At 66.1% G+C, this 14,665-nt stretch carries 8 protein-coding genes; 6 read left to right on the forward strand and 2 right to left on the reverse strand.

Annotation, left to right across the window (positions count from 1 at the left end; translation table 11 throughout):
* The 5 genes from AO501_RS39750 to AO501_RS28640 form a co-directional block, all read left to right on the forward strand.
* A partial coding sequence (locus AO501_RS39750) for a hypothetical protein (protein ID WP_156452837.1) occupies nucleotides 1–232 on the forward strand: 232 nt, incomplete at its 5' end.
* A 120-nt stretch (nucleotides 233–352) separates the two neighbouring features.
* Nucleotides 353–5,884 carry a type I polyketide synthase gene (locus AO501_RS28625; RefSeq protein ID WP_156452838.1) on the forward strand — a complete coding sequence of 1,844 codons (5,532 nt, stop codon included), beginning with the start codon at nucleotides 353–355 and terminating at the stop codon, nucleotides 5,882–5,884.
* A complete protein-coding gene (locus AO501_RS28630) occupies nucleotides 5,881–6,738 on the forward strand; it encodes an ABC transporter ATP-binding protein (RefSeq protein WP_156452839.1) in 858 nt (285 codons plus the stop codon). Before AO501_RS28625 ends, AO501_RS28630 begins: the two co-directional genes overlap by 4 nt.
* 116 nt (nucleotides 6,739–6,854) lie before the next feature.
* A complete protein-coding gene (locus AO501_RS28635) occupies nucleotides 6,855–7,595 on the forward strand; it encodes an ABC transporter permease (RefSeq protein ID WP_231752653.1) in 741 nt (246 codons plus the stop codon).
* Nucleotides 7,596–7,756: 161 nt separating this feature from the next.
* On the forward strand, nucleotides 7,757–8,098 hold the full coding sequence (locus AO501_RS28640) for a hypothetical protein (protein ID WP_055580956.1): 342 nt from the start codon (nucleotides 7,757–7,759) through the stop codon (nucleotides 8,096–8,098).
* A gap of 10 nt (nucleotides 8,099–8,108) precedes the next feature.
* On the opposite strand, the gene AO501_RS28645 is transcribed toward AO501_RS28640, so the two are convergent.
* Nucleotides 8,109–12,578: a non-ribosomal peptide synthetase gene (locus AO501_RS28645; protein WP_055580957.1), complete on the reverse strand. Its 4,470-nt coding sequence runs from the start codon at nucleotides 12,576–12,578 to the stop codon at nucleotides 8,109–8,111.
* A 485-nt stretch (nucleotides 12,579–13,063) separates the two neighbouring features.
* Here AO501_RS28645 and AO501_RS28650 point away from each other — a divergent pair, with 485 nt between their 5' ends.
* Complete coding sequence (locus tag AO501_RS28650) at nucleotides 13,064–14,203, forward strand: zinc-binding dehydrogenase (protein WP_055580958.1); 1,140 nt, start codon at nucleotides 13,064–13,066, stop codon at nucleotides 14,201–14,203.
* Here AO501_RS28650 and AO501_RS28655 read toward each other — a convergent pair.
* On the reverse strand, nucleotides 14,200–14,637 hold the full coding sequence (locus AO501_RS28655) for a nitroreductase/quinone reductase family protein (RefSeq protein ID WP_055580959.1): 438 nt from the start codon (nucleotides 14,635–14,637) through the stop codon (nucleotides 14,200–14,202). The two genes, AO501_RS28650 and AO501_RS28655, sit on opposite strands and share 4 nt — an antisense overlap.
* Nucleotides 14,638–14,665: the final 28 nt, after the last annotated feature.

Genomic DNA, 14,665 nt, shown 5'->3' on the forward strand with positions numbered 1-14,665 from the left:
ACACCCCCAGCCAACCAGACCCCCCGATCACCAGTCGAAAACAGCTGACCGCCCTACACCCTCAATTGCGAAGAGCCGGTTTTCCGATGACGATGTCATGCGGCAGGTCCAGGCGTGGCAACGAGATTCGCTGTTGCGCGAACTCCGCTCCATCTACCGCCGCGAGCAGGCCACCAATCCGATCAGCCACGAGTGGATCGTCAGCGGCGCACCTGCATTCGAATTCAGTTAGCCCCGACGAAGATTCACGCATCACGCGGTCGCGCCGCACACTGCCGCTGAATCACCGAACAAGCTCCTGGCAGCGGTTCAGCGGTACTCGCGAACTTCTCGTCAGCGGGAAAGGATGAACATGCGCGCCGAGCACGGCATTCGAAAACCCTTGGCGATAGTAGGAATCGGGTGCCGCTTCCCAGGTGGCGCAGACAGCCCGGACGATTTCTGGAACTTGCTGTGCAGCGGAACGGATGCCACGCGCGTCGTCCCGGAGACGCGATGGAACGCCGCGAAGTATTACGACCCGAACCCGGCGAAGGTCGGCAAAATGGTCACCCGCCGGGGTGGGTTCCTCAGCGAGATCGACAAGTTCGACCCACAGTTCTTCGGCATCTCGCCACGCGAGGCGAACCTGCTCGACCCGCAGCAGCGACTGATGCTGCAGGCCACCTGGGAGGCGCTGGAGGACGGCGGCCTGCCCGCCGACAAGTTGGCGGGTACGGACGTCGGTGTGTTCATCGGCGGCTTCACCCTGGACTACCAGCTGCTGCAGAATCAGGGCCGCACCAGTCGCTACCGTTTCAAGACCCATTCCGCCACCGGGATGATGATGACGATGCTGGCCAACCGGATCTCCTACACCTTCGACTTCCGCGGGCCGAGCATGACGGTGGACACCGCCTGTTCGAGCTCACTCGTCGCGGTACACCTTGCGGCTCAAAGCATCTGGAACGGCGAGTGCGACCTCGCGCTGGCCGGCGGCGTGAACATCATGGTCGGCCCCAACACGGCTATCGCCGAGTCCAAGAGCGGGTTCCTCAGTCCCGACGGCCGCTGCAAGGCGTTCGACGAGTCCGCTGACGGTTACGCACGCGGAGAAGGCGGCGCCGTCGTCGTCATCAAACCCCTCGAGCAGGCACTGCGCGACGGCGACGAGATATACGCACAGATCCTCGGCACAGCGGTCTCGCAGGACGGCCACACCGACGGCATCACCGTCCCCAGCGAAGAGGCGCAACAGGCGGCGATCACCACCGCGCTGCAGCGCGCTGGGGTCCGTCCCGCCGAGATCGGATACGTGGAGGCGCACGGCACCGGAACCCCGGTCGGTGACCCGGTCGAGATGCGGGCGCTCGCCAACGCGCTCGCCGCGGACCGTCCGGCGACCGAGCCACTGCTGATCGGATCGGTCAAGACCAACATCGGCCACCTCGAAGCCGGCGCCGGCGTCGCCGGTCTGATCAAGACGGCGCTGGTGCTCAAATACGGGCACATCCCGGCGAACCTGCATCTGAAGAATCCCAGTGGGTCAATCCCGTTGGCAGAGCTGAAGATCGACATCCCCCGCAGCGGCCGTGAGTTTCCCGCGAGCCCGCGGCGGCTGGCGGGGGTCAACTCCTTCGGCTTCGGCGGCACGAACGCTCACGTCGTGCTGGCGCAACCGCCTGCTCCAAGCGTGGCGCCCGACCAAGCTCAGCACCTACCGCTGGCCGTGCTGCCCATCTCGGCGCGCAACGAAGAAGCGTTGCTGGCGACCGCGGACAATCTGGCCCGGCACCTGCGCGCCCATCCCGAGTTGACGCTGCCGGATCTCGGTTACACCCTCGGCCAACGCCGCTCGCATCTGAACTATCGCCGTGCGCTGGTGGCGAGCAGCGTCGCCGACGCCCGGGACCAACTTCAGGCGCTGGCCGACGGGGGACAGATCGCCGCGAACCGCACCCAGCCGACCACACCGAAACTGGCTTTCGTCTGCACCGGCATGGGTCCGCAGTGGTGGAAGATGTGCCGGGGACTGCTCGACGTCTATCCCGCCTTCACCGAGAGCATCGTGCGCAGCGACCGCGAACTGTCGCGCTACGCGGACTGGTCTTTGCTCGAGGAACTTCGCCGCGACGAGGCGAGCTCCCGGATGGCCGAAACCGCGATCGCGCAGCCGGCCAACTTCGCCGTCCAGGTAGCCCTGGCCGCTCAGCTCGCACAGTGGGGGATCACACCAGACGCGGTGATCGGACACAGCGCCGGCGAAGTGGCGGCGCACCACCTGGCCGGACTGTTGACCTTCGAGCGGGCCATCGAGGTGATCTACCACCGCAGTCGTCTCCAACAACGCACCAGCGGACTCGGCCGCATGCTGGCGGTCGGCCTCGGCGCCGACCTGCTGCTGCAGACGCTCGACGACAAAGCGCGCGATGAGATCGGGCGGCGGGTGTCCATCGCAGCGATCAACAGTCCGTCAGCGGTGACCATCGCCGGCGACAGCGACGTCCTGGACGACATCGCCGGCCAGCTGGAGGATGCCGAAGTCTTCAACAGGTTCCTCAACGTCAAGGTCCCGTACCACACCCACTACATGGACGCGGTGAAAGACGACCTCTGTAGCGCCCTGCAGGGGTTGTCCTCGGACCTGGGGACGGTCCCGCTGTACTCGACGGTGACCGGCGAACTGTTGGACAGCTATGCGGCGGGCGCCGCCTACTGGTGGCAGAACACCCGCGCCACCGTCCTTTTCGAACCGGCGGCCCGCCGCATGCTCGAAGACGGATACACCCACTTCGTCGAGCTGGGTCCGCATCCGGTGCTGGCGTCGTCGATCATCGAGATCGCCGGCAGCCAGAACACCGACATCGTCGTCATGGCCGCGCAGCGCCGCGACGACGACGATTCGCGCACATTGATGAATTGCGTTGGCGCGCTGCACTGTCACGGCCACCCCATCGCATGGGATGCGCTGTACCCGCGCGACCGGTCCCGCCTGGTGAAGCTGCCCAACTACCCGTGGCAGTCCAAGCGCTTCTGGAACGAAACCCAGGAAGCGGTGGAGGATCTGCACTACAACCCGGTTCACCCCCTGCTGGGGCAACCGGTGAGCGCCGTGCACCCCACCTGGGAAGTCGAGTTGAGCACCACCATCGCGCCCTTCCTCGCCGACCATCAGGTGCAGGGCAGCACGATTGTGCCGGGCGCGGTGTTCATCGAAATGGCGCTGGCGGCAGGCAGAGAAACCTACGGATCCACCGACCACCGGGTCGACAACCTGGTGCTCAAACGCGCCCTCATCCTCGACGAGACGTGCGACCCGGTGCTCCGGACCACGCTCAACCAGGACACCGGCGCCCTGGAATTCGCCGCGTTCACCGCAACCGCCGACGGCGAGCTGAAGTGGACGATCACCGCGACCGCCGAACTGAGCACCCGGTCCAGGTCGTCCCGGCCCGACGCCCCCGACACCCACCACGACGGCGAACTCGTCACCACGCTGAGCGGCGACGAATTCTACGACCGCACCCGTGCCATCGGGTTCGCCTACGGCGAGGCGTTTCAGACCGTCGCCAAGCTCACCTCCGGGGACGGCTGGGCGGCCGCTCAGATCGCCGTTCCAGCACCGATCGCCGGCGAACTCGATGACTACCGATTTCACCCGGCGCTCATCGACGGTGCCTTCCAGACATTGTTCGGCGCCGACATCGCCGGACAGGACTCCGACGAGAGTCCTTACCTTCCCACCCGGATCCGGCACAGCGCCATCTACGGTCCGCCCCGGCAGAACATGACCGCTCACGTACGCGTCGTATCGGCGACCAGGGAACAGATCGAGAGTGACATCACGATCACCGACGACCTCGGAGAGTTGCTCGCGGTCTTCACCGGCTTCACGGTGGAATCCCTGAGTGCCTCGTCCCGCATGTCGCCCGAACGGATCGACAAGGGCCTCTACGAAATCGCCTGGGTGGCAAGCGAAGAAGATCATCAGCAGGACGCAGCCGAGGATCGCGCCTGGCTGGTCCTGGTCGACGATTCCGGCGTCGGCACCGCGGTTGTGGAGGAGTTGCGACGCCGCGGCCAACGTGTCCGGGCAGTCGCACACCGACCCGTCGCCGCGCTGACGGAAGACGACGAAGGGTATGCCGCCGATCCTCGTCGGCCCGACCAGCTACGCCAGTTGCTCACCACCCATCTGGACCGAGAAGGTGATCTCGCCGGGGTGATCGACTGCTGGCCGCTGGATATCGCCGAGGAGTCCGAAAAAGACTACGGGATCGGCGTTCTCGCGGTCCTGCACCTCGGCAAGGCCCTGGCGGAGCACGACTCCGCCCAAACCCGCCTGTACCTGATCACCGCTAACGCGCAACCGGTGCCGGGTACCACAACACTGGCCGTCGACCAGGCCCCGCTCTGGGGGCTCGGCCGGGTCATCGGGCACCAGGAAGTCGCCAATCACTGGGGCGGGCTGATCGACATCGATGACGCCGACGACCACGATCAGCAGGCCGCCCGGATCTGCGGGCACGTACTCGGCGAGGCAACCGAGGACCAGATCGCGATACGCGGCGACACCACCTATGTACCGCGGCTTCGGCTGTGCACCGGCCTGACGAAGCCATTCCCCACCAAGCTCACCAGCGACGCGACCTACGTCGTCACCGGCGGTGCCGGTGCGCTCGGCCGCACCGTGGCCGGCTATCTCGCCGAACGCGGAGCGCGACACATCGCGTTGCTGAGCCGAAGCCCAATCCCGCCGCGGGAGCACTGGCCGATGCTGGCCGAGGACAGCGCGCATTACGCGACCATCAGCACCATCCGCAAGGTGGAACGCCATGGCGCCCAAGTGATCACCGCCAGCGTCGACATCACCGACGCCGACCAGGTGCAGTCCTGGCTGAGTGACCACATCCGGGCCGGGGGCCGACCGGTCCGCGGCATCATCCACGCCGCCGGATCCGTCGACGACCAGCTCCTGGTGAACATGAGTGAAACCGATTTCACCACCGTGCTGGCTCCGAAGATCACCGGCACCCGAGTGCTGCACAAGGTATTTCACGATCTGGAGTTTTTCGTCATGTTCGGCTCCGCGGGGTCGGTCATCGCCTCGCCGGGGCAGGGCAACTACGCCGCCGCGAACGCGTTCCTCGACGCCTTCGCGCACTACCGGCAGGCCCGGGGGCTGCCCGCGCTCACCATCGGGTGGGGTCCCTGGTCGGTAGGCATGGTCGAAGAGCTCAAGCTGGAAATGGTTTACGCACAGCGGGGAATCGAGCTCATCACACCCGCGGCGGGAGCCCGGATCCTGGATCGCCTGATCAATCAGCGCACGCCCAACGTCGTCGCCATCAGCGCCGACTGGAGGCGGGCCCGCAGCATCGGGCTCGGCGGCCAACTGCCGCCGATGTTCTCGGAACTCGGCACGGCCGAGACCGCGACGGACCCCGGCGATTCAGAATCCTCCGTACTCGAGTTCCTCGCGGCGATTCCGGAAGCCGACCGACTCGACGCGCTGGCCGCCCAGGTCCGCCAGATCGCCTCGGCGGTATTCGATCTCGCGGTCACCGACATCGGCGCCGACGACACCCTCAACGACATCGGCCTGGACTCGATGATGGCCATGGATTTCCGGGTGCGGGTGAACTCCATGTTCGCGATCGACCTGCCGGTGCTCGAACTGCTCAGAGGCGTCAGCGTCAACTCACTGGCCGCTCGCATCCTCGCCGAGCTGGCGCTACCCGGTGCCGAGGCGGACGTGGTCGACGACCGACCAGCGGAACCAGCCGCAGCCGGGGAAGATGTCGACCATCTTCTCGAACAGCTTTCCGAGGCCGAGCTGCGCCAGCTGCTGGCCGAGCTCGAAGGCCAACCCACCGGGCAGGAGCCCACCGGGGGACCCGCGTGAGCGCTGCACCGTGCGAGCCCGCCTGTGCGGTGCACGTCCGCGGTCTGTCCAAGGCCTACGGGCAGATCCACGCGGTCCGGGACCTGGACCTCGACGTCGGATACGGCGAGATCTTCGCAATCCTCGGGCCCAACGGCGCGGGCAAGTCGACCACCATCGAGATCCTCGAAGGTCACCGTAAACGCGATTCCGGCAAGGTCCGCGTACTGGGCGAAGATCCGGGCAGCGCGGGCAGGTCGTGGCGCGCGAAGATCGGCATCGTGCTGCAGGAGGCCAGCGACTTCGGGATGCTCACCGTGTCCGAGACCATGCAGATGTTCGCGAAATGCTATGGGACGGCCCGTGTTCCGCAGGAGGTGCTCGAACTCGTCGGGCTGGGATCGGTGTCGGCTTCAAAGGTGCGGACCCTGTCCGGCGGGCAGCGCCGCCGGCTCGACGTCGCACTCGGCATCATCGCCATGCCCAAGGTGCTGTTCCTGGACGAACCGACGACCGGATTCGACCCGGAAGCCAGACGACAGTTCTGGGATCTCATCAGGCTGTTGGCCGCCGACGGCACGACGATCCTGCTCACCACCCACTACCTCGAGGAAGCCGCCACCCTGGCCGACCGGGTGGCCGTCATCGCCGACGGCAGAGTGGTCGCGCTCGACTCACCGGCTAAATTGACCGGGTATGTGAACTCCGCTGCAACGGTTCGGTGGATGGAGGGTGACCGGGTCCACGTGGAGCAGACAGATCATCCGACGGACTTGATCCGGCAGCGGTCCAGGGATGGGGCGGAATTGACCCAGCTGACCGTTACCCGACCCACGCTCGAAGACGCCTACCTGCAACTGATCGGCCACGCGTGATGGCCATCGACCACACGAGAAGTACCCGGCCGACGAAACACCGCGCGGCTGGCCCGGATTCAACGCTCCCGTCTCCGCTGCGCATCGGGCTGTCGCGGGTCATCCCTGAATTGAAGATGTTCTACCGGCGGCCCGAGCAGGTGGCGCTGACGTTTTCGATGCCGGCGGTCATCTGCATCCTGCTGGGTTCGATCTTCTCCGCAAAACTGCCCGACAGCGATACCAGCACCGGCGCGGTGATCGCGGCGAGCATGCTCGCCTACGGCATCCTCTCGACATCGTTCATCAACCTCGGTATCAGCATCGCCGCCGATCGTGACACCGGCGCCTTGCGGCGACTGCGGGGGACGCCCACGACCGCGTCCTCGTACTTCATCGGGAAAATTCTGCTGGTCGCCATCGCCAGCCTCGCCGAGGCGGTGGTGCTGCTGTCGGTGGGAGTCTTGATCTTCAAACTGCGGCTACCCACATCGGTATTCGGGTGGTTCACGCTGACCTGGGTGTTTGTCCTGGGCATCGTCAGTTGCTCGTTGCTGGGCATCTTCATCAGCAACTTTGCCAGCAATGCGGTTTCGGCGGCCGTGCTCACCAATGGCCCGGCGGTGGGTTTGCAATTCCTTTCCGGAACCTATGTTCCGTTGATGGTGTTGCCGGCATGGATGTTGACCATCGGCTCCGTCTTCCCGGTGAAATGGATGGCTCAGGGATTCCGATCGGTGCTGTTGCCGCCGAATATGGTGATCTTCGAACCGGCCGGCAGCTGGGAGCACTGGCACACATTCTTCGTCCTGACGGCGTGGAGCATCGGCGGGCTGATCGCCTGTCTGGCCGTTTTCCGGTGGTCCGACAAGACCTGAGGCGACAGTCGGTGCTGCGCCGGCTGCACTCACGAAAGAGCATTTCGGCCCCCTAAACGAGGTTGACATCTGCGTTCCGCGGCGTCATAAACTAACGAACCGCGCGTCGTAAACGATGGAATAGACGGAATTGCTGTGCCGATTCACTCGAGGGAGTCGAAATGACATTCAAGCTTGTTCGCTGCGGCGCCGCGATATTGGGTTGTGCTGCGGCACTTGCCTTTCCTACGGCGGTTGCCAGCGCTGACCCACCCGACCCGCACCAGCCCGACATGACAAAAGGCTTCTGTCCCGGCGGGCGGTGGGGTTGGGGCAACTTGGCGGTATGCGACGGCGACAGGTACCCGGACGGGTCGTACTGGCATCAGTGGATGAAGACCTGGATGGTCGGTCCGCAGTTCTACTACGACTGCGTCAGTGGCGACGAGCCGATGCCCGGTCCGCCGCCGCCCGGTGGCTGCGGCGGCGCGATTCCGCCCGAGGGAGCCGCGCCGCCGAACTGACCGCCTGCGCTCACGGCAGCCGGTCGAGTTCGGCGATTGACGGCAGCGGCCGCCGCGGGTCGTCGGTCACCAGCGTCAACAGCTTTTGCAAGCGCCCGACGATGGTTTCTACGGCGTCGGGTGTGAACACCGAGGTCCGATATTCAACGACGCCGCTGATTCCGGCGGCTTCACCGGTATCCGTGAAGTGTTCCGCCAGCGACAACAGGAAGTTCATCCGCGCGGTCCCGGTGTGCACCGGGATCGGCGTGATATCGAGATCGCCGAGCGTCAACTCGGCGGGCTTGTTGTTCTGCCACGCCAGCATGACCTGTGTCAACGGCCCCGGCGGGAACGAACGGGCGGCGTTGATCCGGTCGACGAGAATCCCGTAAGGCATGTCCTGGTGATCGAATGCCTGCAGGCTGCGCGTCCGCACCTGTTCCAGCGCATCCGCGAAGTCCGGGTCGTCGGTCAACTCGATGCGCAGCAACACGGTGTTGACGAAGATGCCGACCAGGTCGTCCAGCATCGGGTGGCGGCGCCCGGCGACCGCGATGCCCACCACAACGTCGTCGCTCGCGGACAGTCGAGAGAGCAGCACGGTCAAGCCCGCTTGAACGACCATGAAGCTGGTGGCATGGTGCTCACGCGCCAGCTCGTTGATCTGGCGATGCAGCGCCGTGGGCCATTGCACGGCCGCCGTATCGCCCTGGTTGCCGTACGAAGTGGACCCGGCTTCAACAAGAGAAAACCGGGAAGGCGCGGGCATGTTCGCGAGAGTTCGCTCCCAGTAACGGAGTTCGGCGTCGATCATGCTGTCGGCATCCGCCGGGTCGCCCAGGTATGCGCGTTGCCACAGCGCGTAGTCGATGTACTGGATCGGCAGCGGCGCCCAGACCGGGGCCTGCCCGGCGCTTCGACTGCGGTAGGCCGCGCTGAGGTCGGCGGCCAACGGGGCCAGTGACCAGCCGTCAACCGCGATGTGGTGCAGCACAAGAGCCAGTACGTGCTCGTCGTCGGCCCGGCGGTAAAGCCGGGCCGACACGGGGAGCTCGGCAGCGACGTCGAAATTGCGGCGGGCTTGGGAGGCAACGGCTTCGCGGATCTTCTCCGGCGTCCATCCGGTGGCATCGATGACCTCGCAGCGCAATTCGGCCTCGCCGGCCGGCAGGACCACCTGGTGCGGTACACCGTCGACGGCGGGGTAGATGGTGCGCAACGGCTCGTGGCGATGCACCAGGTCGGCCAAAGCCAGTGCCAGCGCCTGCGTGTCGAGCTGCCCCCGCAACTCGAACACCCACGGGATGTTGAACACCGCCGACGGCCCCTGCACTTGGATGACACTCCACATGCGTTGTTGGGCAAGGGATAAGGGGACGGTCTCGGGGCGCTCGACCTGTGCAAGCGCTATGGACGGAGCGGTGCCGGTGTGGATGTGCGGCGCCAGCTCAGCGACGGTCGGGGCGTCGAACAACACCCGCACCGACAGGTCCGCGGCCAGGGCGGTGTTGACCGCCGCGACGACGCGCATCGCCAGCAGCGAATCGCCGCCCAGGTCGAAGAACGACTGGTCCGTGCCGACGCGCTGCAGGCCGAGGACGCGGGCGAAGATTCCGGCCACGATTTCCTCCACCGGTGTGGCCGGGGGCCGATACCCGATGGTGGTGTAGTCGGGCACGGGCAGTGCCGCGACATCGAGTTTGCCGTTGACGGTCAGCGGCAACCGGGGCAGCGCCACCACGGCCGACGGCAGCATGTAGTCGGGCAGGCGGTCCCGGAGCCCGGCGCGGACCGCGTCGGGGTCGGCCTCGCCGGTGATATATGCCACCAGGCGTTTGACGCCGGGACTGTCTTCCCGGGCGATGACGACCGCGTGCTCCACCCCCGTCGACCGGACCAGCGCCGCGGTGATCTCGACCGGCTCGATGCGGTAGCCGCGAATCTTCACCTGGTCATCGCAGCGGCCCTGGTACTGCAGCTGCCCGTCGGGTCCCCAGCAGGCCAGGTCGCCGGTGCGGTACATACGACCTCCCGACGCTGCGGCCCCGGTGAACGGGCACGCCACAAAGCGCGCCGCCGTCAATCCCGGCCGGCGCCAATACCCGACGCCCACTTGGCTTCCCGCGATGTACAGTTCTCCGACGACGCCCACCGGCACCTGCCGCAACCACCGGTCCAACACGAACAGTGCCGTCGACGGCAACGGTCGTCCGATGGGCGCCACTCCGGAACCGGCGGTCAATGGTGCGCTGATGGACACGCAGACGGTGGATTCGGTTGGGCCGTAGGCGTTCACCATCACCCGACCGGGGGCCCAGCGGTCCACCACCTCCGCGGTGCAGGCTTCACCGCCGACAACCAGTGCCGTGCCGGTCAAGGTCGGCAACGCCGCAACCGCCGATGGCGTCTGGGTCAGGACTGTCACGTGTTCTGCCACCAGCAGCGCGTGAAAGTCGTTGGGGGAGCGGGTGACATCCTCGCTCACCACCACCAGTCGCCCACCGTGCAGCAGCGTGCTCCAGATTTCCCACACCGAGAAATCGAACGCGTAGGAATGGCACTGGGTCACCGCAGATTCCGCCCGGTCATTGAGCGGGGTCTGCGCCATCGCGAGTTGCGCGATGTTGAGATGCGTGATCGCCACACCTTTGGGCGTCCCAGTTGTGCCGGAAGTGTAGAGCAGATAAGCGATGTCGCCGGCACCCGGCGCCGGCGGCGCGGTATCGGGCTGCGCGGCGATAGCCGGATCGTCGACGTCGATGACCGGCACGTCGTAGCGATCCACCAGGTCGCCCAGCTCGGCGGTGGTCAGCACGGCCGCCGGCCGGGTGTCCGCCAAGAGGAGGGTGACGCGGGCCTGCGGGTGCTCCGGGTCCACGGGCAGGTAGGCAGCTCCCGCTTTGAGGACTGCGAGGATCGCGACGATGGCCCGGCGGCCGCGGGGCAGCAGCAACGCCACGACATCGCCGGGCCCGATACCGCGTCCGGCCAGTAGCGACGCCAGCCGGTTGCTCGCGGCGTCGAGTTGCCGATACGTCAACACCCCGTCCGCGGAGGTCACGGCGACGGCTTCCGGTGCCCTGCTGACTTGGGCGGCAAACAATTCCGGTATCGATGGAAAGGAGTTGACGGGGCGAGCCAACACGGCGCGGTTGCTCCACGTCACGATCGAGCGGTCCGCCCGCGGGTCCAGCAGATCGATCGACGACAGCCGGTGCCCCGGATCGGCCGCCATGCGGGTCACCAGCCCGGCCAGGCGGTGGGCCAGCGCGGCACCCACGAAGCCCTTCGACGGCGCCCCGGCGCCGGCGGTGCTGACGAGCAGCCGCTGTCCTTCGTTCATGAAGAACAGCCCGAACCGATCCCCGCGACCGAAGTTGGTGTACAGCAGCGAAACCGGTGCATCGCCGAACGGCGGCACGCTCGTCGGCGGAAAGAGGTTTAGCGCGACTCCGCGGTTAGGTCCGCTGAGGTTCTGCACTGGAAACCGTTGGTGCTGCACGATTCCGCGTATCTGCGAGTCCGCGTGCAGGCACAGATCGGCAACGGACGACGTCGGCGCTGTCGTCAACGTCAGGGGAACCACCCCGGCGACCATCCCCGGGATCGTCTTCAACGTCGCACTGGTGCGCCTGGCTACCGGAAAATCGAGTACCACCTGAGGTCCGCCGCCCTCCCAGCCGTGCACGAGAAGGCCACATGCCGCCGCGATGACCGATGATCGCCTGATGCCCAACACCCTTGATAGCTGGTCGATTTCGTGCACGACCGCGGGGTCGATTTCAACCGGCTCCGCGGCGACGTAGTAATCGTCACCGTCGCCGGCATCGGTGCTCCGATATTCCACCGGGTCGTGATGCGGCGGAAGGTTGCCTTCCCAGAAATCCAGGTCTTCCCGATAGTCGCCGGATGCTTCATATTCCGATTCGATGCTGACCAGCTCACCCAGTGTGCCGAAGGGGGATTCCGGAACCGGTGAGCCGGCGGCGAGGGCGGAATAGACGGCGGCAATGCGGTTGACCAGCAGCACGGTACTGAAACCATCGACAACGATGTGGTGGAGGCAGACGAACAGGAAGGATTGCTTCGGGCCGGTGCGGAACAGTGCGAATCGGAACAGCGGGCCGGCCCACGACATCGGCTCGCGCTGCAGCAAGGATGCGAGCCGGTAGGTTTCCGCGACCGGGTCCTGCGAGTCGCTCACGTCGAGGAACGGGACCGGGACAGCCGGGTAGTCGACAAGCCTCTGGAAGACCTGCCCGTTCGCCTCGAAAATCGCGGCCCTGAGCGCTTCGCAGTCGCTTATCGCGCGATGGACCGCCCGCTCGACCAGGTTCGGCTCCACGGCACCCTCAATGACCGCGAAAAAGCTGGCCTGCCAGGGTATTCCCGATCCCCCGGTCTCCTGGTCGAGCCAGATGTCCAGCTGGCTCCGCGTCAGTGGCAGCGGCTGCTCGTCACCGGCCATGTCGTGGCGATCGCCCGTCAACTCCGGCATCAGGTACCGTCATGTCGCCGAATGGCCAAGACGCGACACCTATCTCTCGTGTGGGTGCTGATAGGTTACCCGCCGCAGATCGGAACTCATCGCGTTCACGTGTCCTCTGATCGGGGGACGTCGCTGTCCTCCGCACGGTGGAAAAGCCAATCCGCCGGATTCACGGCTATTCGGGGGATGTCTCGTTTCCCGAGAATCGGCAGACTTCATGTCGAAGGATGGCAAGCGCCTCCGACAGTTTCAATCACAACCACCAGAGGAGACGTTTCCATGGCACACGAGATCCTGTTCTGCGAGGCAGAGGCCGTCTACACCGCCCCCGCTTTCCACGCGGAAAACGTCGTCGACTGACTTCAGCACCACACCAATAGGAGTTCCATCCGCCTGGATGGGACTCCTATTGTCGTCAGCGGCTTGTCGTCAGCCGCCCGGTGACGATTTGATGGTCTGAGCATCCGCCGCACTACAGGAATGAGGCACCCGTCATGACCGCAGATCTGCCCGGCACCGCGCTCGAACTGCGTTCCCTGGTGAGTTCGGATGGCACGCTGGAACTTTCGCTGCAGGACGTTCCGGTGCCGACGCCCGGCGCTGACGAGGTGCTGGTCCGGGTGGAAGCCGCGCCGATCAATCCGTCAGACCTTGGGCTGCTGGTGGCGACCGCCGACATGTCCAAGGCGGCCGTGGCAGGGACGCCCGAGCGTCCTGTCGTCACCGCCCCGATCGGACAGTCCGCGTTGAAAGGGCTCGCCGCGCGACTCGGCCAGTCACTTCCGGTGGGCAATGAGGGCGCCGGCACCGTCGTGGCGGCCGGCTCGTCCGAGGCCGCCCAGGCGCTGGCCGGAAAGACGGTGGCGATCGCCGGCGGCGCGATGTATTCGCAATACCGGGCCGTTCCCGCGTCGGCATGTCTGGTCCTGCCCGGGGGCGCCACCGCGCGAGACGGGGCGTCGTCCTTCGTCAATCCGATGACCGCGTTGGGAATGACCGAAACCATGCGCCGCGAAGGACATTCGGCGCTGGTGCACACCGCCGCCGCGTCGAACCTGGGTCAGATGCTGGTCAAGCTGTGCCGGCGGGACGGGATACCGCTGGTGAACATCGTCCGGAAGCCCGAGCAGGAAGATCTGCTGAGATCGCTTGGGGCCGAATATGTCTGCAACTCATCGTCGCAGTCTTTCGAGGCCGACCTGGGTGCGGCGCTCAGGGCGACGTCCGCGACGCTGGCCTTCGACGCCATCGGTGGCGGGACGCTGGTGAGTCAGATCCTCAACGGCATGGAGGAGGCGATCAATGCGACGGCGGCACAGTACTCGCGCTATGGCTCGAGCGTCCACAAGCAGGTCTACATCTACGGCGCTCTGGACACCAGTCCCACCGTGCTCACCCGGAACTTCGGGATGTCCTGGGGCGTGGGCGGGTGGCTGCTCACCCCGTTCCTGCAGAAAGCCGGCGGCGAAACCTTTGCGCGGCTGCGGGCGCGGGTCGCGGCGGAGCTCACCACCACATTTGCCAGTAGGTACACCCGCGAGGTGTCACTGGCCGGAATGCTCGCGCCCGATGCGTTCAACGAATACGTCAAGCGGGCGACCGGTGAGAAGTTCCTGGTGACTCCGCACGGTTAGTCGCCTCCGTCGGTGAAGTCGATACGCACCGACACCGGCGTCGTCTCCAGCGCCTTGACCACGGTGGCTCCCAGTCGGCCGAACTGTCGGCCCCGCGCCACCACATCGTCATCGGGCCTGAAGGTTGCCACCCCGGTGCGCCACCGATTGCCCTGACGCACACGAACATTGGGGTTGTCGACGATGTTGCGGCCCCATCCGGAGCGGGTGCCGTGCTGGCAGATCAGCCACGCCCCGTCGTCGTCGAACCGCACGGACACCGGAACCCGGCGCAGCCGGCCCGTCTTGCGCCCCACGGTCTCGAGTTCGGTGGCCAGTGCGGTGTGCACACCGAGTTTGCTCAATCCCTTCACGACCGGGTTGAGCACGTACCGTCCGACAGCGCGTTCCCGGCGGAACTTCTGCAACGTCTTGGTGTCGCTCGTGTTCGTCATGGCACTCTCCGTGTTATACCGATTGGTC

Origin of the sequence: Mycobacterium gordonae (assembly GCF_001417955.2) — a bacterium.
GTDB classification, from domain to species: domain Bacteria; phylum Actinomycetota; class Actinomycetes; order Mycobacteriales; family Mycobacteriaceae; genus Mycobacterium; species Mycobacterium gordonae_B.